General features: G+C 39.1%; 18 protein-coding genes. 7 read left to right on the forward strand and 11 right to left on the reverse strand.

Annotation, left to right across the window (positions count from 1 at the left end; all coding sequences use genetic code 11):
- Nucleotides 1-274: 274 nt before the first annotated feature.
- Nucleotides 275-1,816, reverse strand: coding sequence for a degradosome RNA helicase CshA (cshA, locus tag EKM78_RS09350; RefSeq protein ID WP_125771631.1), 1,542 nt, complete (start codon nt 1,814-1,816; stop codon nt 275-277).
- Nucleotides 1,817-1,895: 79 nt separating this feature from the next.
- On the reverse strand, nt 1,896-3,257 hold the full coding sequence (locus EKM78_RS09355; protein WP_125771633.1) for a UDP-N-acetylmuramoyl-tripeptide--D-alanyl-D-alanine ligase: 1,362 nt from the start codon (nt 3,255-3,257) through the stop codon (nt 1,896-1,898).
- 89 nt (nt 3,258-3,346) lie between these two features.
- Here EKM78_RS09355 and EKM78_RS09360 point away from each other — a divergent pair, with 89 nt between their 5' ends.
- On the forward strand, nt 3,347-4,573 hold the full coding sequence (locus EKM78_RS09360; protein WP_125771635.1) for a multidrug efflux MFS transporter: 1,227 nt from the start codon (nt 3,347-3,349) through the stop codon (nt 4,571-4,573).
- 23 nt (nt 4,574-4,596) lie between these two features.
- Here EKM78_RS09360 and EKM78_RS09365 read toward each other — a convergent pair whose 3' ends face one another.
- The 7 genes from EKM78_RS09365 to EKM78_RS09390 all read right to left on the reverse strand — a co-directional run bounded on the left by EKM78_RS09365 (nt 4,597) and on the right by EKM78_RS09390 (nt 11,182).
- A complete protein-coding gene (locus tag EKM78_RS09365) occupies nt 4,597-4,845 on the reverse strand; it encodes a type B 50S ribosomal protein L31 (RefSeq protein ID WP_125771637.1) in 249 nt (82 codons plus the stop codon).
- Nucleotides 4,846-4,945: 100 nt separating this feature from the next.
- Entirely contained in the window at nt 4,946-5,140 is a 195-nt protein-coding gene (locus EKM78_RS13125; RefSeq protein WP_245995021.1) for a P-loop NTPase family protein, read from the reverse strand.
- A 9-nt stretch (nt 5,141-5,149) separates the two neighbouring features.
- On the reverse strand, nt 5,150-6,445 hold the full coding sequence (locus EKM78_RS09370; protein WP_245995027.1) for an ATP-binding cassette domain-containing protein: 1,296 nt from the start codon (nt 6,443-6,445) through the stop codon (nt 5,150-5,152).
- A 500-nt stretch (nt 6,446-6,945) separates the two neighbouring features.
- Nucleotides 6,946-8,220 carry a UDP-N-acetylglucosamine 1-carboxyvinyltransferase gene (locus EKM78_RS09375; protein WP_125771639.1) on the reverse strand — a complete coding sequence of 425 codons (1,275 nt, stop codon included), beginning with the start codon at nt 8,218-8,220 and terminating at the stop codon, nt 6,946-6,948.
- A gap of 45 nt (nt 8,221-8,265) precedes the next feature.
- Nucleotides 8,266-9,885, reverse strand: a complete 1,620-nt coding sequence (locus EKM78_RS09380) for a CTP synthase (protein WP_125771641.1) — start codon at nt 9,883-9,885, stop codon at nt 8,266-8,268.
- A gap of 165 nt (nt 9,886-10,050) precedes the next feature.
- The gene (gene rpoE, locus EKM78_RS09385) at nt 10,051-10,695 is read right to left on the reverse strand and encodes a DNA-directed RNA polymerase subunit delta (protein WP_125771643.1); all 645 of its coding nucleotides are present in this window, start codon (nt 10,693-10,695) and stop codon (nt 10,051-10,053) included.
- Between the two features lie 46 nt (nt 10,696-10,741).
- Entirely contained in the window at nt 10,742-11,182 is a 441-nt protein-coding gene (locus tag EKM78_RS09390; RefSeq protein WP_125771645.1) for a YwiB family protein, read from the reverse strand.
- A 60-nt stretch (nt 11,183-11,242) separates the two neighbouring features.
- Between EKM78_RS09390 and EKM78_RS09395 the strand changes: the two genes are divergently transcribed.
- From EKM78_RS09395 to EKM78_RS09415, 5 genes are all read left to right on the forward strand, one after another.
- On the forward strand, nt 11,243-12,058 hold the full coding sequence (locus EKM78_RS09395; RefSeq protein ID WP_125771647.1) for a lipoate--protein ligase family protein: 816 nt from the start codon (nt 11,243-11,245) through the stop codon (nt 12,056-12,058).
- Entirely contained in the window at nt 12,058-13,398 is a 1,341-nt protein-coding gene (locus tag EKM78_RS09400; RefSeq protein ID WP_125771648.1) for an HD domain-containing protein, read from the forward strand. The genes EKM78_RS09395 and EKM78_RS09400 overlap by 1 nt, the downstream gene beginning before the upstream one ends.
- A gap of 111 nt (nt 13,399-13,509) precedes the next feature.
- On the forward strand, nt 13,510-15,204 hold the full coding sequence (locus EKM78_RS09405) for a glycerol-3-phosphate dehydrogenase/oxidase (RefSeq protein ID WP_125771649.1): 1,695 nt from the start codon (nt 13,510-13,512) through the stop codon (nt 15,202-15,204).
- Nucleotides 15,205-15,440: 236 nt separating this feature from the next.
- Nucleotides 15,441-16,301 carry an SIR2 family NAD-dependent protein deacylase gene (locus tag EKM78_RS09410; protein ID WP_125771650.1) on the forward strand — a complete coding sequence of 287 codons (861 nt, stop codon included), beginning with the start codon at nt 15,441-15,443 and terminating at the stop codon, nt 16,299-16,301.
- A complete protein-coding gene (locus tag EKM78_RS09415; RefSeq protein ID WP_125771651.1) occupies nt 16,294-17,616 on the forward strand; it encodes a cupin domain-containing protein in 1,323 nt (440 codons plus the stop codon). The genes EKM78_RS09410 and EKM78_RS09415 overlap by 8 nt, the downstream gene beginning before the upstream one ends.
- 126 nt (nt 17,617-17,742) lie before the next feature.
- Here EKM78_RS09415 and EKM78_RS09420 read toward each other — a convergent pair whose 3' ends face one another.
- A complete protein-coding gene (locus tag EKM78_RS09420; protein WP_125771652.1) occupies nt 17,743-18,276 on the reverse strand; it encodes an SLAP domain-containing protein in 534 nt (177 codons plus the stop codon).
- Between the two features lie 167 nt (nt 18,277-18,443).
- On the opposite strand from EKM78_RS09420, the gene mscL reads away from it, so the two are divergent.
- Nucleotides 18,444-18,842 (forward strand): large conductance mechanosensitive channel protein MscL, encoded by a 399-nt coding sequence (mscL, locus tag EKM78_RS09425; RefSeq protein ID WP_125771653.1) that lies wholly within the window; start codon nt 18,444-18,446, stop codon nt 18,840-18,842.
- 492 nt (nt 18,843-19,334) lie between these two features.
- On the opposite strand, the gene EKM78_RS09430 is transcribed toward mscL, so the two are convergent.
- On the reverse strand, nt 19,335-19,736 hold the full coding sequence (locus EKM78_RS09430; RefSeq protein WP_125771654.1) for a hypothetical protein: 402 nt from the start codon (nt 19,734-19,736) through the stop codon (nt 19,335-19,337).
- Nucleotides 19,737-20,253: the final 517 nt, after the last annotated feature.

Raw genomic sequence — 20,253 nt, forward strand, 5'->3', positions numbered from 1 at the left:
TGTTGGGCAAACTTATCCTGCATTTCCGGCCTATTAGTCGATTCTTGTACATCAGCTCAGTACTTTGCTTTAGACTTCCTTCAGATTCCACCTCGCGGTGGACACCCTTGTCCTCAACTCGTGATTCCGACTACTACGGCTCACAGTGAACTTTCATCACCTAGCTAACGCCCATGCCGAGCGCACCCAAAAAAGGAACAAAGCAAAACAAGCTTTGTCCCTCCTCATATCATTATTATAAATCATCAAATAATCAATAAACAAATAATAAAACCTAAATATTAGTTCTGATCTTAAACGACTTCTTCGAAGCAGCAGGCTTCTTATTCTCGTTACGTCTGTGGCTATTATTACTATTACCGCCATTACGACCATGATTATTACGACGATCATCACGTCTGCCACCACGGTGTTCATTTCTCTCGCCGCCACGACGACCACGATTGAAGCGATGACGTCTACCATGACCTGAACGGTTATGACTTTGTTTACGGCTTGGTAATGGACGTTCTGGTGCAATCTTAACTGGGACACTTTCAGCATCCTTGATTGCTGTAGATAAGTAAACCATTACTAATTGTTCTGGAGTATATTCATTCAACAATTCATCAGCAGCATCTTGGAAACGTGCTAAGTTAGTATCATGAGCTAAAGTATTCTTAATGTCATCTTTAACAGATTCCATTTGACCTTTAAGCACTTCTTTATCTGTTGGTGGTGCTAATGGCTTCATACGCTTCTTAGTCAAGTTTTCGATCGTACGGAGGTAACTCATTTCGTTTGGTGTAACAAAGGTTACAGAAATACCAGATTTACCAGCACGACCTGTCCGTCCAATACGGTGAACATAGCTATCAGGATCTTGCGGAATATCATAATTATAAACGTGCGATACGCCTGAAATATCAAGTCCACGAGCTGCCACGTCAGTAGCAACTAAGAAGTCCAATTTACCGGCTTTAAACTTACGTAAGACGCTAGTTCTTTTATCTTGAGACAAGTCACCATGAATACCTTCGGCGTTGTATCCACGAGCTTGCAATCCACGTGTCAATTCATCAACACGTCTCTTAGTCCGTCCAAAGATCAATGCTAGTTCTGGTCCTTGAACATCAAAAATACGAGTCATCAAGTCAAATTTCTCATAATCACGAGCTTTAACAAAGTATTGGTCGATTTTATCAGCAGTTAATTCCTTTGACTTGATCTTAACGATCTCTGGGTCAGTCATGAATTTGTCGGCGATCTTCGTGATTGGTTTTGGCATAGTAGCTGAGAAAAGCAATGTTTGGTGATCATGAGGAACGTTAGTTAAGATGCTTTCGATATCTTCAACGAATCCCATATCAAGCATTTCATCGGCTTCATCTAGCACAACTGTCTTAACATTGTGTAACTTAAGTGTGTGACGGTTAATGTGGTCAAGGATACGTCCGGGAGTTCCGACAACGATGCTTGGGTGGTTCTTTAATGAATGAATTTGTCTTCTGATGTCTGAACCACCGTAAACTGATTGTACACGGACTTTCTTGTTACGTCCTAATTTGAACAATTCTTCTTGTGTTTGAATTGCAAGTTCACGGGTTGGAGAAATGATCAATGCTTGGATATCGCTTGAAGATGTATCCACAGCATTTAAAATTGGTAAGCCGAATGCGGCTGTCTTTCCGGTACCGGTTTGTGCTTGTCCGATAACGTCATCACCTGTCATAACAAGTGGAATAGTTTGCGCTTGGATAGGTGTTGTTTCTTCAAATCCGGCCTCATCAACAGCGCTTAGTAGTTTTGAATCTAAATTTAATTCGCTAAATTTCACAAAAATCCTCCGTTTAAACGTGATAAAAACATAATTTACCTACAATACCACGTTCTTCAATGTTACTCAACCGACACACTTAAATTAAATCTTTTAAGACGTTTTCTAAATGGATGCCATGGCTTGCCTTAAGCAAAATTGTGTCATCTGAGTTCATTTCTTCTTTAATATTTGCAGTTAGGTCTTCTAACTGATCTTTACTATACCAACTGATATCAGCTGGTTGATACTTAGGTACGAGTAAATCGTACAATGCTTTCATTTCCTTGCCAACTAAATAGACTTTTGCAAAATCATTTGGGTCAATATGATCGGCCAAAGACTCATGCAATCTCTTCGATGCTGAGCCCAATTCTAACATGTCGCCAAGAACAATGATTTTACGTCCTGTCGATAATTTTTGCAAGTTATCGAGCACTTCAATGGCTGCAGTGGGGTTTGAATTGTAAACATCACTTAAAATATCAGCGCCATTGTAGGCCTTGACCCATTCAGTCCGGTTCTCTGTCATATATAAATTAGCAAGTGCTTGTTGCATATTCTCTGCAGAAATATGATATCTGCGTCCGATCAACAATGCGGCCATAGCATTATTTACATTGTAATCACCCATGATCGGAATACTGAACTCAAGGTCAGGCCAAAGATTCGTCTTAAAAGTAGTCTTGTCTTTTTGACTATTGATCTCAGTAGTATAAATCGTATTGCTATCATTTCTACCAAAAGTTGCTTTAGTTTGTTCTAGAGGCTGTGCTCGTTCATTGAGCAATGGTTCATCGCCGTCGTAAACGAAAAGGCCGTCTTCTTGTAAATGATGAGTGATCTCCATTTTAGCATCAGCGATCTTGTCTCGAGTCCCAAAGAACTCGATGTGTGCCTCGCCTATCATCGTGATAACCGAGACATCTGGATGGGCAACTGAACTCAAATGTTCGATCTGACCAGGACGATCCATACCCATTTCTACTACTAATATTTCTATATTAGTTGGCATATTCAAAATGGTAAAGGGCACGCCAATTTCATTATTAAAATTCTCTGGCGTCTTTGCAACATTATTGTCTGTTGCCAACACACTAGCGATCATATCCTTAGTCGTCGTCTTACCGTTACTTCCAGTTACGGCAATGACTTTCGGATTTACCTTATTTAAATAATACTTGGCTAATTGGTCGAAAGCTGCCATCACATCGTCAACAACGATGTAAGGAATATCTTTGTTCTCAATTGGATGATCACTTTGCCAAATAGTAGCACTAACACCATTAGCGATAGCACCCTCAATAAAGTCATGTCCATCCCTTTCACCTTTAATAGGGAAAAACAAATCTCCATCTTTTGCTTTTCTACTATCGAAGCAGACGCCGGTGATCTCGACGTCAGGAATATCTTCTGACTGAATCTTTAATGCCGAATAAACTTCTTGTAACTTCATTTTCATGAATACTATTCCCCAGTTCTAAAAAAAATATTTTCTCCTAAAAAACGAAAAGAGTATACTAATTTACTTAGAAAGGATTTGATGTATTTATGAGTTCAAATACACAAAATGCTCCAAACGAGAATAACTATTGGAAAAGAAACTTAATTGTCCTCTGGTTTAGTACCTTTGTAACAGGTATTGGCTTTAGTATGATAACACCCTTTATGCCATTATACATTAATACTTTAGGGAATTTCACAAAAAGTCAGCTCGTTATTTGGAACGGTATCGCCTTCTCTGCCACCTTCTTGGTCATGGCGATAATATCTCCAGTTTGGGGCAAAATTGCTGACCGTCGTGGTCGCAAGTTGATGCTGATCCGTGCCGCTTTAGGTATGTCGATCGTGATCTTCTTGCAATCCTTCGTCACCGCACCTTGGCAGTTAGTAGTATTAAGACTCTTGCAAGGTGTCTTTTCTGGATTCGTCAGCAATGCTACTACCCTGATCGCTTCAACAGCTCCAAAATCTGAAAGTGGCCGAGCCTTAGGGACCTTAAACACCGGTGTTATTTCCGGAACTTTATTAGGTCCACTAGTTGGTGGTGTCATCGCACAATACTTTGGCTACCGAATCCCTTTTATGATCACCGGATCTTTACTGTTCATAGCCTTCATTTTGATAGTTATCTTCATTAGAGAAGATTTTCATCCTGTCCCTAAAGGCAAAGAAGAATCAACTAAAGAAATATTCAGTCATTTAAAAAATTCGAACACCGTTTTAGCTCTGTTTGTGACAACTATGATCATTCAGATATCGAATAACTCGATCAACCCGATCATTAGTTTGTACGTCAGCCAATTAATGGACGGTTCTGACAAAGTAACTTTGATTGCCGGAGTTGTTGCCGCTCTACCAGGTATTGCCAATATCATCGCAGCCCCAAGATTTGGTGCTTTAGGCGATCGCATCGGGACCGAAAAGATCTTGATCAGTGGCCTGATCTTTGCGATCCTAGTTTATATCCCTCAAGCTTTCGTCAACAATATTTGGCAACTAGCAATCTTGCGATTCTTAGTCGGCATATCTGACGCTTGCTTGATCCCACCAGTTCAAACGCTACTGACCAAAAATACCGACGATCAGTACACCGGTCGGATCTTCGGATACAACCAGTCATTTCAGGCTGTTGGAAACGTCTGTGGGCCTCTGTTAGGTTCATACGTCTCCAGTGCCTTAAGTTACTCAGCGGTCTTTTTAACGACCAGTGGGCTAGCTTTTATCAATTTCTTCTGGGTCTTTACCCATTTACATCGAAAAAAAGCCAAAAAATAAAAGCCATCCGAGAAAGGATGGCTTTATTTGTTTTGCAAACCATATTTCTTGTTGAAACGATCGATACGTCCATCTGCTTGAGCAAACTTTTGCTTACCTGTGTAGAATGGGTGTGAATCTGAAGAAATTTCAACACGAATCAATGGGTATTCTTTACCTTCATAGTCAGTTGTTTCATCTGAGTGAACTGTTGAACCAGCCAAGAACTTCTTGCCAGTTGAAGAATCCATGAACACAACTTGGTGGTAATCTGGATGAATTCCTTGTTTCATTATAAATGTCTCCTTTGCCCTAAATCTTTTGCAGAAATAGAGATTAATTTACTAACGGTATTAAATATTACCATGAACAAATAAGATATTCAATATAATTCTAGTATTTCAAGACGACTTTTTCATCGGCGATCTCATCGATCAAGCCAAGATCGTGGTCAATTACTAGCATCGTTGGATGCTGTTTCTTAATTGCGGAAACGATCTGGTCACGCGTGATCACATCTAAATAATTAAACGGTTCATCCCACAAATACAAATTGGCTTCCTGTGACAAGCTGATTGCTAACGCCACTTTGCGCTTTTATCCCTGACTCATCGATTCGATCGGGTCATTGAACAATTCGCGCTCAAAGCCAAGCTTACGTAAATTGGAAAAAATCCGTTCCACATCATATTGCTCTTTTTCTGCAACTTGAACAATGGTACCACGAATTTTAGTTTCTTGGGGCAAATAAGAAATATTTATTGAATTTTTTACTTGGAGATCGCCTTTTTGTTGGAAAGGCTGTTCAAGATTCATTATCCGTTTAAAAATAGTCGACTTACCAATGCCGTTTTTCCCGATCAAAGCTGTGACTTGCCCAGTTTTGACAGTAAAATCGATTTTTGGCGTTTGAATTTCTGAATTGAACATCTGAAAGTCATTAGCAGAAATCACTTGATCAAAATGTTTAATTTCAACGTAATTTAATGATATCGGATCAGTGATCTCGATATTTTTCAATAGCTTTTGTTTTTGCTCGACAGCTTCGTCAGCCCGTTTCTGGATGATAGTAGCTTTTTTCATCATTTTGGCTGATTTGTGACCTAAAAAGCCCTTATCTATATTAGTGTGCTGATCCATCTTGATATTCTTGTGTTTACTCTTTTCGGTCTGCTTAGCCCAATTTTCTTTCTTAGCAGCCGAAGTTTTGAGCTTGTTAATATCCTTTTTCAGCTGGGATTTTTCTCGCAGCTCTCTTTCATCCTCAGCCGTTTTTTCACGTTCCCAAGTATCAAAATTGCCCTGGTAAACATCGATATCATTGCGATTGATCGAAATTACGTGGTCAATCACTTGATTCAAAAAATTCCGATCGTGACTGATCACAATAAATCCACGTTTACCACGCAAATAATTAGCAACGACCTCCCGACTTTCGATATCCAAATGATTAGTCGGTTCATCGATCAATTGAAATCGCCCGTCATCGATAAACAAAGCTGCCAAAAGCACCTTGGTTCGTTCTCCAGGACTGAGCGTAGAAAATGGACGTTGTAAAATATCCGGAGAAATTTGCAGCTTATCCATCTCCGCTTCGATCCGCCAGATATCATATGACTCGATATCAGCAATACTGACCGCGATCTCTCCAGCAGAAAGAAAATCATCAATCACCGGTTGCGGATAATAAGCAAAAGAAAGATCAGAAACGATCGAACCCGAATAAGCCAAATCACCCATCAACAAATGCAATAAAGTAGACTTTCCACGTCCATTACGTCCGATCAAGCCCAACTTCCAACTAGCATCGATACTAAGATCTACTGAATCAAACAACCAATCAGCCATCTGGTCGTATTTAAAAGATAAATTAGAAATTTGAATCGTACCCATAAAACAACACCTCACAAAAAGTTAAATTATGAAGTATGCAATTTGAAAAAAGAAGCCCAACATCATGTATACAAAATACATAAAAAGCGTTTCAAAGTCTAATGTTTAAGGCTTTATCTGCATGTATAGTATTCGGGTGCTTAGCAACGAAGACACTTAATGTCAGGACTAGCTGCGGGCTATCCGAAATGATCTTCTGCAGATAACTAACTGTAGTGCCCATGGCGTTCCACGTTCGCAATTCTCAAAACCTTCCCGGAATTAGCGATGGATAACCATTCAAACTCCAAAAAGCAAAAAAAATAGAGCGCGAAAAACAGCGCTCTAAATCCCAGTCAAATACCATTTAGAAAGCGCACCCAAATAAGAAACAAAACCAAAATCAAATCACACACAAAAATGCATAAAATTTGAAATCAGCTTAATTTCTCAATGGATGCACTCCCTTTCTAATAAATAATTAAATCAAATTTAACAAGTAAATCTATTATTGTCAATATCTACTTCAAATCATCTTTACCGACTAACTCAACATCGGCTTGTAACTGGTGAAGTTTCCAAACTACTCGGTCATATCCACGTAATATATTTTCAGCGTTTTCGATCACAGTTTGACCATCGGCAATCAAACCAGCGATCATCAAACAAGCTCCGGCGCGGATCTCGTCAGCAGAAACAGTTGCTCCAGTTAAGTTCGATCCACCGTGAACGAAAATCAAGTCATTTTCACTTGAAATATCTCCGCCCATCTTTTGGAGCTGTGATATATGTTTGATACGCTTTGGATAAATTGTATCCATAATCATTGCTTCGCCCTTAGATCTCATCAATAACGGCGTTATTGGTTGTTGCAGATCAGTAGCAAAGCCAGGATAAGGCATCGTCTTGATGTTGACTGCCTTGATTTCGGGAGATGGCTTCACATAAATACTATCTTCACCGATCTCTAAATTAACGCCCATCTCATCCAATTTAGCTAAGAAAGCGTCTAAGTGCTCGCTAATAATATTGTTGATCAAAATATCGCCACCGTTAGCTGCTGCTAAACTTAAATAAGTTCCAGCTTCGATCCGATCTGGAATGATCGTATGCGAGTTATTTGACCTTAATTCATCGACGCCTTCGATCCTGATAGTCTCAGTTCCGACACCACGAATAATGGCTCCCATGTTGTTTAAAAAAGTAGCCAGATCAATGATCTCAGGTTCTTTGGCTGCATTCTCGATCACAGTCGTACCTTTAGCACGAACTGCTGCCAAAATAACATTGATCGTCGCACCAACTGAAACCATATCTAAAAAGATCTTAGCTCCCTTTAGTCCCTCTTCAGGGGCCGTGATGATGATCTGACCATTCTTATTCTCAACGTGAGCTCCTAAAGCTTCAAAACCCTTGATGTGCTGGTCAATTGGTCTTGGACCAATGTCATCCCCACCTGGGAATCCAACCACAGCTTTGCCAAAACGGCCCAGCATTGCACCCATAAAGTAATATGAAGCTCGCAAACTGCTTACCTTACCACTAGGTAATTCAGCGAAATGGATCTGCGTTGGATCGATCTTTAGTACGTCATTTTTAACTTCAGAGGTCACGTTCATATCTAACAAGATCGAACGTAAGTTAGCCACGTCTCTAATTTCTGGAACAGAATCTAACACAACCGGAGTACTCGACAAAATAGCGGCTGGAATCAAAGCCACAGTACTATTCTTAGCGCCACCGATCGTAACCTCTCCCGATAATTTTTTTCCACCATTAATTACAAGTTTTTGCATAAGTTTTTCCCTAACTATTATTAACTACATCAAATTAAAAACAAACTATCCGATAAACTTATCTTCTTTAAGACCAGACGCAGCACCGATGAAGGCTTTGAACAATCCTTCTGGTTGAGTTGGTCTTGATAAGAATTCAGGATGATATTGTGCAGCAACGTGGAATTTGTTCTCAGGTATTTCAATGATCTCAACCAAGTGGTTGTCTGGTGAAACTCCTGAGAATACTAATCCGTGTTCTTCAAATTGCTTACGATAAGCGTTGTTGAATTCATATCTGTGTCTATGTCTTTCTTGGATCACAGATTGGTTATCATAAGCAGCTGCTGTTTTAGTGCCATCCTTTAGTTTACATGGATATGCACCCAAACGTAAAGTACCACCGACATTTTCGATATCTTTTTGATCTGCCATCAAGTCAATAACTTTGTTCTCTGCATCAGGATCAACTTCACCGGTTGTTGCATCCTTGATACCAACAACGTTTCTAGCAAATTCAATACTTGCCATTTGCATACCTAAACATACACCTAGGTAAGGAACGTCATTTTCACGAGCATATTTAATAGTCGTGATCATACCTTCCAACCCACGAGTACCGAAACCACCAGGAACAATGATACCGTCAGTATCTTTCAACAAATCAGCAACATTATCTTCTGTGATTTCATCAGCAGAGATCTTTTCAATGTCTATATCTGTATTATATACATAACCAGCAGCATTTAATGCTTCTGTTACAGAAATATAAGCATCTTGTAATTTAGTGTATTTACCTACCAAGGTAATCTTAGTCTTATGCTTCAAGTTGTGGATACGATCCACTAACTTGTTCCAGTTAGTCATATCACTTGGTTTTGTTTCCAAGTGCAAGTAACGACAAACAATATCGTCGAAATCTTGTGCTTGTAGATTCAATGGCACATCGTAAATTGAGCTTGCATCACGTGATTCAATAACGGCCTCTGAATCAACATCACAAAATGAAGCAATCTTGTCTTTCATATTTTGTGGCATTGGCTTTTCCGTTCTAACTACTAAGATGTTAGGTTGGATACCGATTCCACGTAGTTCTTTAACACTGTGTTGTGTTGGCTTAGTTTTCATTTCGCCAGCAGCTTTAAGATATGGAACTAACGTTGTGTGAATATAAACAACATTTTCCGAACCAACATCAGCCTTCATTTGACGCAAAGCTTCCAAATAAGGTGTTGATTCGATATCACCAACAGTACCACCAACTTCGGTGATGATGACATCTGAATCTGTTGTCGTTGCAGCACGTGTTATCTTTTGTTTAATCATATCTGTAATATGTGGTATTACTTGAACTGTTGCACCATTGTAATCTCCATGACGTTCACGACGGATTACTTCTGAGTAGATCTTACCTGTTGTAACGTTTGAATACTTGTTCAAATCGTTATCAATAAATCTTTCATAATGACCTAAGTCCAGATCAGTTTCTGTACCATCATTAGTAACATAAACTTCACCGTGTTGATATGGACTCATTGTTCCTGGGTCCACATTAATGTATGGGTCAAATTTCTGCATTGTAACTTTCAAGCCACGGTTTCTTAATAGTCTACCGAGGGATGCGGCCACAATTCCTTTTCCTAAAGATGAAACAACTCCACCTGTAATAAAAATATACTTCGTCATAGCTTTCCTCCACATATTATATCTAGGGATTTCTTAACTAAAAAATAAAAAAGCTCCCTATTCTTATAGAACAGGGAACTTGTAATTAGTCTATCTAATGAGCCCAAACAATATAATACTGTTATTGGGTTCAATCGTCAAACTAAAAATCTTAAAATGTGCAACTTATTTATCTGAGTCGTCCTCGTCGTCGTCTTCATCATCGTCTTCGTCATCTTCATCAGATAGATCGATGTCTGAATCGTCGTCAGCATCAAATTCAGTAAGTTGTCCTTCAATACCGTCATCAAGACTATCGTCGTCATCGTCATCATCGTCGTCATCAACTGACAAGTCAGAATTTGTAAACTTAGATAGGTCAGGACCATTGCTGTCGCTTGAGCCGTCGTCATCGTCGTCGTCATCGGATAGTTTCAAATCGCTATCGTCATCATAATCGACAACATCATCGTCTTCTTCATCATCACTTAAGAAAGCATTGACCTTTTGAGCAGCCTTGTGTGTATTTTCAGTACCGTTGTCTTCGGGGTGGTTAACCTCTTCGTCGATAGAATCAAATGGATACCATTTACGTAAGCCCCAAACATTTTCACCAAGTGAAAGGAAACTACCATCGTTGTTTAGATCTGTATAGAACTGTGGCAAATGATCTTTGATTTGTTCGTCGGTTTTTCCTAAATATGTTTGAATCTCATTAACGATATCAGAGAAGTTCATTGCCTCTTTGTTATTCTCATTGAGAATCTCATAAGCAACTTCGATCATTGATAATTCTTCTTTATTTTGATTCTTGAATTTTTCAAGTTTCAAACGTGTACACGTCCTTTCACAGCGTCTTACAACTAATGATATCTATTTAGACACTAAAAATCAATCTAAACTTGTAATTACCTACTATATTATTATCATAAATCAAGTCATAATCAATATTAATTTTTCCTTGAAGAGGATCATCTTTGATCTCGACTAAAGAATCCTTAGTAAAAGTCTTCATCTGCATGACACCATACTCAGTATAAAGACTAGCTGAGTTGTGATCACGATGCGTGAAATATAGCATCGAGGCTAAATTTGTATTCTTGGCCTCTCTTTTGACATGAATTTCGCCATTTTCAGTAATCTTTACTAAAATAGAAGCATGATCGTCATTTTCCATGCTTTCATTAAATTGTAAGTAGACAGCATTGCCCATCCTCGTAAATCTTCCAGGCTCGGAAATCTTAGTATGTGTCATCTCCCCAGCTTGAAAGACTGACATGTCGAGGTCGACATTGACATCAATACGATTATTTTCCAAAATATAACACCCCACATGATAAAATTAATAAATAAACTACATAAATAAAGAAGTGATCTGTTGAATAAGCAAATTATATTATACGACCAAAATGTGCGAACTGCTCAAGAGATGCTTGAGCCTTTCGCTGATACAGGTGCCATCTTGCAATTCGTTTCTGAAGAACAAATTGCCCTCGCCCACTTTTGGACGACTTCACCAACAGTGATATTAGGTTTACAAGACCAACGGCTCAACAATCTATCCGCTGGTTTAGATTTTCTTGAGGAAAAGAATTATATTTACTATCTAAGAAATTCAGGAGGACTAGGAGTGGTGACTGATCCTGACATCCTGAACTTCACGCTCTTTTTACCTCACAAAGATCAATTATCGATCGACGACGCCTACGGCAAAATGTATTCGATCATGAAGCAAACTTTCTCTGATCGTTTAAAGACCGGCGAAGTCATTCACTCATATTGTCCTGGGACCTTTGACTTGAGCATCGATGGCAAGAAAATCGCTGGGATCTCGCAGCGACGTTCAGGCGATGCTGTGGCTATCATGGCTTACATTAGCATCACTGGCGATCAAAAGAGTCGTTCACAGTTGATGAAAGACTTTTATGAGATCAGCAATTTTCCGATCCATCAGAAGATCGACTTTCCAAATATCGATGTGCACTGTATGGAAAACTTAGATATTTTAACACACCAGCCACTGACTGTTGCTTCAGCAAAGCAAAAAATCTTACAGAGCCTATCTAATGATGATTATAGCATCGATACTGACAGCTTCAATATCATCTCAAATTCCGCGCCATATAGCGATGCGTACAACAAAACATTAGAAGATCTCGTCTACAAAAATAAAAAACTATTGGGAGAAAATTAATGACATTCAATATCGAAAAACTTCCGCGTGAAAAGGTATTTCGTGATCCACTTCATAATTACATACACGTTTCACACAAAGTCATCCTTGATCTGATCAATACTAAAGAGTTCCAGCGTTTACGTCGCGTCAAACAGTTAGGGACTTCTTCTTTTACTTTCCAAGGTGCCGAACATTCCCGTTTCACCCACTGTATGGGTGTCTATGAGATAACCCGCTTGATCTGCGATAACTTCCAAAGAAACTATCCTTCTAAAGAAGCAGGCGACGGTCTATGGGATGACTCTGAAAGGATCGTAGCTTTATGTGCAGCCTTATTGCACGACGTTGGCCATGGACCTTACTCCCACGCTTTCGAGCATATCTTTGATACTGACCATGAAATGTGGACCCAAGAGATCATCACATCGCCTGAAACCGAGATCAACCAAGTTTTACGTCAAGTATCGAGCGATTTTCCTGAAAAAGTAGCCAGCGTGATCGCGAAAACTTACCCTAACAAACAAGTTGTCCAAATGATCTCCAGTCAGATCGATGCTGATCGGATGGATTATTTACTTCGTGACGCCTACTTCACCGGTACCAAATATGGTATGTTCGACTTAACGCGGATCTTACGGGTTATGCGTCCCTACCGTGGTGGCATTGCCTTTGATGCTAATGGGATGCATGCAGTTGAAGATTATGTGCTATCAAGATTTCAAATGTATCAACAAGTCTACTTTCACCCTGTGTCACGGGGAATGGAAGTCGTTTTGACCAAACTGTTAAAACGTGCCAAAGATTTGTATGAACACAATCAGATGAATGGCTTCGAAATGCCAAGTTTGCTCGTTCCCTTTTTTGAAAATCGGGTCACGATCAACGACTATTTAGCTTTGGACGATGGGATCCTCAATACTTACTTCACGCTTTGGCTCGATTATCCTGACGAGATCTTGAAGGATCTGTCCTATCGTTTTCTTACTAGAAAGCCCTTCAAGTCCGCCCAATATTCTGAAGAAACGCAAGATAAATTACCACAGTTAGCTGATATCGTTGAAGCCGCTGGTTTTGATAAAAAGTACTATACTTCGACCAACACGAGTTATGACCTCCCCTACGACGTTTACAACCCACGTGAGCATAAGAGCCGTACGCAAATCGAAATTATGCAAAATGATGGTTCATTAATTGAACTTTCGACAGTGAGTCGCTTAGTGAACGCTTTGACCGGTAAAATTTCCGGTGATGAAAGATTTTACTTCCCTAAGGCGATGTTGGAAGAGCATTCAAATGATATTTTCAGTGAAGAATACGTTAAATTTCAGAAACATATTTACAACGATATGATTATTTAGATTTTTTTGTTCTATTATTAAAAAAATTAGCCATTTCGATTAAAAACGCTTTCAAACTTTGAAAAATTTTACTATTATGTATATAGAACATTTTCCCGAGGAGGAACTTTCATGAAAGAATTTTCAAATGAAACTAGAGCTAAAAATTTACAAGCAATGCAAAATGAGGAATTAGACCTGCTTGTTATTGGTGGCGGAATTACTGGTAGTGGTATCACACTTGATGCTCAATCACGTGGTATCCAAACTGGTTTAGTTGAAATGCGTGACTTTGCTTCTGGTACATCAAGCCGTTCAACAAAATTAGTTCACGGTGGTCTACGTTACCTAGCACAATTTGCTCTCAAAGAAGTTCACGAAGTTGGTAGTGAACGTGCAATTGTCTATAACAACGCTCCTCAAATCACAACACCATTGAAAATGATGCTACCATTCTACGCTGGTGGTACTTACGGTCCATTCATGACATCAGTTGGTCTTGATGTTTACGATCGTTTAGCACAAGTTAAGAAGTCAGAACGCAAGACAATGCTTGAACCTGACGAAACAACTGCTAGAGAGCCTTACGTCAAAGCTGACGGATTGTTAGGTTCAGGTCTTTATGTTGAATACAGAACTGACGACGCTCGTCTAACACTCGAAGTTGCTAAAAAAGCTAGTGAACTCGGTGCTTTGATCGCCAACTATACTAAAGTTACTGGTTTATTATACGACGCTAACCACAAAGTTTGCGGAGTTAAGTTTGAAGATGTTCAATCAGGTGAAACTGGTGAGATCCACGCTAAGAAAGTGGTTAACTCATGTGGTCCTTGGGTTGACGAAATCCGTGATATGGATGGTTCCAACAAAGGTAAACATCTTCACCTGACAAAGGGTGTTCACTTAGTTATTGACAACGCTAAGTTCCCCATCTCCAACTCATTATTCTTCGATACACCATTCCACGATGGTCGTATGATGTTCGCCATCCCTCGTGAAGGCAAGACTTACATCGGTACAACCGATACAACTTGGGAAGAAGATCCAAGGGAACCAAACATCACTGTTTCTGATGTTACATACATCCTAGCAGCTGCCAACCAAATGTTTGAACTTCCACAAAAGCTTACACCAGACGACGTTGAAGCCGGTTGGTCAGGTGTTCGTCCACTTATCCAAGAAGAAGGAAAATCACCTTCCGAAATTTCTCGTAAAGATGAAATTTTCCAATCAGATACTGGCTTACTTTCAATTGCCGGTGGTAAATTAACTGGTTACCGTAAGATGGCTGAAAAGATCGTCGACCGTGTTGGTGAACAATTAGCTGAAGAAACTGACTATCAATTCTCCGGTCAACAAACTGAAAACCTTATCCTTTCAGGTGGTGACGTTGGCGGTGACGAAGGCTGGTCAACATACTTCGACAAGATGGTCCACGAAGGAATCGTTAACTACGACCTCGAACGTGAAGACGCTGAAAAATTAGTTCAACGTTACGGTTCAAACGTCGCTGACATTTACGAACTATTGCCAGATGGTGAAAAAGACGGCCTTCCACGCGTAGATTACGCAATGTTAAATTACGGTCTAAAAGCCGAAATGGTCGAACATCCAATCGACTACCTACTACGTCGTAGCAGTCAAATGTTATTTGACATCAACCACATGGAAGAAGTCAAAGATGCTGTCATCGATTATATGGCAAACTACTACAAGTGGGATGACGAGACAAAGAAAGCCATGACAGAAGAAGTAGATGGCAAGTTAGCACTTACAGACTTACATGATATTAAAGCAGCTTACGCAGAACACGTTGCAGCTGAATAATAACAAATTTAAGGTAGTTTTCTTCAAAAAGCTTCCTCATAATCATAATCAACAATCTCATTCAACTAATGTTGAATGGGATTTTTTTGTTTTCACAATCAATCAAAAGTCCAATACAATATCCAAAATATGTCCATAATTAAACAACATGTAAATACTGTGCTTAATTTTTATCAAAAGAAAAGCTAAGATTCCAATACTGGTGTAATCAATACAACTTAAAAGGAGTCCAATTTATGAAACAGATCGAACAACTGACTCAGCTGATAGACCAAGCTAATGCCATCTTAGTTGGTGGCGGTAGTGGCCTATCGAACGCTGCTGGAATGGATTTTTGGTATGAAGCGAGTCCATTATTTATGGAGCATATGAAATATTTTTACGACAAATATCATTTTAAAGGACTCTTTAATGGATTTTATAATCCCTTTGATTCAGAAGAGGAACACTGGGCCTTCATGCTCCTTGCTTGGAAGATGATTTTTGATACTCCTGCTCAGAAACCAACTTATCAATACTTGGGAACACTTGTGGCCAACAAACCTGCCCACTACATTACAACCAATCAGGATAGCCTTTTTAAGCAATATTTTCCTGAAGAACAAGTCAGTGAGATCCAAGGATCGCACTATTTTGCTCAAAGCAAAGATACTAGTGACGATAAAAATCTATATTCTATGCAAAAAATCGTGGCCGACTTATTGCCTAAAATCAAAGACCACCGCTTGCCTAAAGAGTATTTCCCAACTAGTAAAATCAACGGTTCTCCGCTAATCGTCTGGGCACGTGGACCCGAATTTTTGGAGGACAAACGCTATAACGATGAATATCAAAAGATCAGCCGATTTTTGGGACAACATCAAGGTGAAAAAATTTTGTTTCTCGAAATGGGTGTCGGCCGGATGACACCCATGTTTATTCAAGAGCCATTTTGGGAAATGACCAACTATATGCCGGATTCATTTTACGTCAACATCAATCCCAAAGATGCCATCACTGCACCAGAAATCAAGGACCGGTCCCTACTGATCAGTGAAGACATCAACGAAGTATTAAAAGAAGCTGCCAATATCGTTCAAGGAGGTCAAAATGGCTAACTCAATTACCACCGCACAAAAATGGATCAAGAATGCGGATGCTATTTTAGTCACCGCCAGCAATGGTTTCTCCATTTCTGAAGGACTAAACTTGTTCGCTAATGACCAAAAATTACATGAGGTCTTAGGTGACCTAACTGACAAATATAACATCCCCAATTTCTTAACTGCTTTTGGATATAATTATTCTAATGAATTAGATAGATGGCGTGCTTACGGTAGGATAACTGAATACTATTCACATAATTATCATCCTGGAAAATTAATGAGTTCTCTGAAAAAAATCATTGGAGATAAGCCTTATTACATTTGGACATCGAATACAGACCATCACTTTGCCCTAGCCGGTTTTAACAATATTTTTGAAATCGAAGGTAATTGGTTAAACGGCATTTGTCGTGCACATCCAAAAGAACATGGAATAACGAACTTACAGGATAAACTCCACAATATCTACTCAAAGGATCAGCAAGGTACTTTAGAAAATGATGACATCCCCAAGTGTGATCAATGTGGTGAGCCCCTATCGCTAAACCTAGCTAGTGAAAATTTTCAAATCGATCAAAACCAACTTGAAGGATTTTCTAGCTTTGTCCAAAAATATCAAATGGACAATATTTTAGTCCTCGAATTAGGAATCGGCCCAAACAATCAAATGATCAAAGGACCAAGCACCCAACTAATAGCTGCAACTGAAAAAAGCCGCTACATCACAATTAACAAAGGTCAAGTATCGATCCCTGACATTATTAGTGAAAGATCGATCGGCTTTTCATCGTCGATTGATGACGCATTTGAATCACTTCTGACCGGCAAAGATCTTGGACTAAAGATCACGGGTCCAAAAGGACCTCAACCTGAGTTATCTCCAACACAGCAACAAGAGCAGACTGAATTTTTAAAGCAGATTTTCCCATCATATATGATCGAACGCGGGATCCGTCCGAGTGAATTATCAATGTACATGACGATCGATACTGAACATTTATCACACTTACATTTACTCGAGCAAGGACAGGCCTGGATGTATTCTCTCGGAAATTCTGCCTTAGTACATTGTTTTACAAAAGATGGTAAATATTACCAAGTTAAGCTTGGTCTGGATAAATCTAAGAAACAAGTCCACGGTTTTTACATTGAACCAGGAACTGCGGTTGCTTTCGAAGATCTCAACGATAACGGAGCTGGTTTCTCCCAATTGAATGGTAGCATCCCTAGTAACTCCAGTGGTCAAGTATTAATTCCCAAAAAAGATGCATTGATCGAAATGTTCCCTGGACAAGCAGATGTGATCAATCGCCTATCGATCGACTAACAAAGCTTTTTAAACGATTATAAAAACCAAAATTAAGTAACTTTAACCAAAAATAAAAAATGCCTTCCGAATTTGATTTTTCATCAATATTCTGAAGGCATTTTTCTTGTTAAAAAGCATCAATAATTATTTTCCAATATTCACGTCAGTAGCTTTGACCCATTGATCGGTGGAGACCCGATACATAATCACGCCATTAACAGTCTTTCTTTGATCTGTTCGATAAGCTACACCAGCTGGCAATGTTCCAACCACATTTCCAGTTGAATCATAAAGATTAGCATTGGATCTAGCAGTTACCAAACTTGCACCGATGGGATTGATGAAGGTAACATCGCTAGGTTTGACCCACTCGTCAGTTGACACACGATAAAGTGTCGGTTGACCATCACTCATCAACATCCTATCAGCGATCCAATAAGTTCCAGCTTGAAGTGAGCGGCTGGCTAATTGACCTTTTGAGTTATAAAGTTTTGTTAGACTATGAGTTTGAACTTCCCCATTAATAACTTGATAGTCACCGTTATATTGTCCATCAGAATCATACTGATTATTGACACTAATATTATTATCATCAGCAGATGCTTGGACTTGAGTAGTTGAGAGCCCGCCTAGGGTTAAAGCTACGGCTCCAGCTATGATCAAATTAGTTATTTTCATTTTTTGCAACCCCTTAAATAAATATTTTGCTTACTGTATATAAATATAACATTATTTATACTGATTGAACCGTTTTCATCGAAATTAATCTAAAAACACTTTAAAAATATTTTGAATGATAGTAAAGTAAATGATAATTAATTTTACAAACAAAAAGGAGCATTAGTATGTTTAATGAATTCCGTCAATTTATCTCAAGAGGAAGCGTAGTAGACCTAGCAGTTGGTGTTATCATAGGTGCCGCATTTAACTCCCTGATCACGGCTCTAACAACTTATATCCTAAACCCCTTAATTGGTCTATTAATAGGTAAAATCGACCTGACAGACATGAAATTCACTGTATTTGGAGCAAATTTCCTAATAGGTGACTTCATCAACGCCATAATCAACTTCCTAATCATCATGTTCGTCGTATTCGTAGTAGTAAAAGCCATGAACAAAATGCGAAGAGACGGCTCAACCAGCAAATTCGACAACGTCCAAGAAACCGATCCACAACTAGAATACCTACAACAAATCCGCGACCTGTTAAGATATCAATCACAACAACAAAATAAAAAGTAGAGAGAGCGGAAGGCGACGGTCAGCTGCTGAGGATTAACGCATGTAGTCGCACAAGGTGCTGCGAAGCAGTGCCGCGACTACGTGTGTTAACCGGAGGCCGCTGTCGCCTGGAGCTCGTTTCAACATCCTTGAGGATAAGAATCAAAACCACTATCCAAGCTACAGCAAGTTTAGTCATCAAAAATGGATAGCTCTAGTTCATATCAAATACGCAGCGCCGCGACCACCTGTGTTAACCGGAGGCCGCTACCTCGCGGAGCTCGTTTCAACATCCTTGAGGATAAAACAAAACACCCCTATCAAAACCACAGCAAGTTTAGCAACCAAAAATAGAAAACACTCTTATTTCTCAGCAAGTTTCAACCAATCTAAAAAAATCAGCACTATCCAAAATCACGTCAGTATGATGAATGGATAGTGTTTTTTATTACCAAAATTATCAATGTCGAAAAAATAAAAAAAACGCCACCAACAGGCAGCGCCAACAAAAATCTATCCTCGGATCTGAGCCCCAAGCAACCAATCACCATTATTAAGCTCAAGTTGATCCATATCATTATAATTAACCCATTCATTAGTAGAAACCCGATAATACTTATCGCCATCGTAAACCCGATATTTATCAGTATACCACCAAGTATAATTAGCAACTCCACGATTACTTAAACGAATATTATTACCATCAAATGACCACAAGAAAACAGTAGTCTCACCCGGTTCATAATTCAGAGCCATCAATTTACCTTCCGAAGGCATAGTAGTACCTTCAGGAAGATCCCAAATACTAGTAGCTTCAGCAGATTGAGTAGAGCCAACAGAAAAAACAGGACCCACAGCAAAAGACAAAGCAGCCACCGAAGCCAAAACAGCAGAAACACCTTTAGTAAATTTCATAGAAAAAATTCCTCCCTAAAACATTTTATAAATATATTTATAAAATAAAAATGAACCAGCAAACTGCATGCTCCCACCAAAATTAAAAATCAGCATAATAAAATAGAAACTAAATAATCAAATAATGAAAAACAAAATTAACAAAACATCCCCACCATTGCGATTTTGAGGCGACAAAGGAGCATTCAAAGAGCAAGAAAAGACTACAAACAAAATACCAACCGATGAAAAGCCTAAATAAAAATTAACCAGATAGAAAAACGAATCAAAACTAGTAAGAACAAAGACAAATTAGACACAACAAACAAAACCGCAGCAATTTAGTAAAAATCAAATAAGTACCGCATCCCCCACCCACCAAGAGAGTTTAATCTACCCTAGGTTCTGTGGGGGTGGAAGGAATTCGCCGTCAGCCATGAAATTTCACTTAGCGGTTTACCGGTTCTCGTCGTGGTTTGGTTATTTTGATGCATTTATTTAAGAAGAGGCTTATATACTCAATGCCAATTTTCATGAG

This window comes from Companilactobacillus furfuricola (assembly GCF_003946325.1).
GTDB lineage: Bacteria > Bacillota > Bacilli > Lactobacillales > Lactobacillaceae > Companilactobacillus > Companilactobacillus furfuricola.

Coding starts and splice junctions, on each gene's coding strand:
- EKM78_RS09430 (WP_125771654.1), bottom strand. CDS start 19,736: ATGAAATTTACTAAAGGTGTTTCTGCTGTTTTGGCTTCGGTGGCTGCT.
- EKM78_RS09420 (WP_125771652.1), bottom strand. CDS start 18,276: ATGAAAATAACTAATTTGATCATAGCTGGAGCCGTAGCTTTAACCCTA.
- EKM78_RS09365 (WP_125771637.1), bottom strand. CDS start 4,845: ATGAAACAAGGAATTCATCCAGATTACCACCAAGTTGTGTTCATGGAT.
- EKM78_RS09370 (WP_245995027.1), bottom strand. CDS start 6,445: ATGGGTACGATTCAAATTTCTAATTTATCTTTTAAATACGACCAGATG.
- EKM78_RS09355 (WP_125771633.1), bottom strand. CDS start 3,257: ATGAAAATGAAGTTACAAGAAGTTTATTCGGCATTAAAGATTCAGTCA.
- mscL (WP_125771653.1), top strand. CDS start 18,444: ATGTTTAATGAATTCCGTCAATTTATCTCAAGAGGAAGCGTAGTAGAC.
- EKM78_RS09415 (WP_125771651.1), top strand. CDS start 16,294: ATGGCTAACTCAATTACCACCGCACAAAAATGGATCAAGAATGCGGAT.
- EKM78_RS09360 (WP_125771635.1), top strand. CDS start 3,347: ATGAGTTCAAATACACAAAATGCTCCAAACGAGAATAACTATTGGAAA.
- EKM78_RS09400 (WP_125771648.1), top strand. CDS start 12,058: ATGACATTCAATATCGAAAAACTTCCGCGTGAAAAGGTATTTCGTGAT.
- EKM78_RS09375 (WP_125771639.1), bottom strand. CDS start 8,220: ATGCAAAAACTTGTAATTAATGGTGGAAAAAAATTATCGGGAGAGGTT.
- EKM78_RS09405 (WP_125771649.1), top strand. CDS start 13,510: ATGAAAGAATTTTCAAATGAAACTAGAGCTAAAAATTTACAAGCAATG.
- EKM78_RS09380 (WP_125771641.1), bottom strand. CDS start 9,885: ATGACGAAGTATATTTTTATTACAGGTGGAGTTGTTTCATCTTTAGGA.
- EKM78_RS09410 (WP_125771650.1), top strand. CDS start 15,441: ATGAAACAGATCGAACAACTGACTCAGCTGATAGACCAAGCTAATGCC.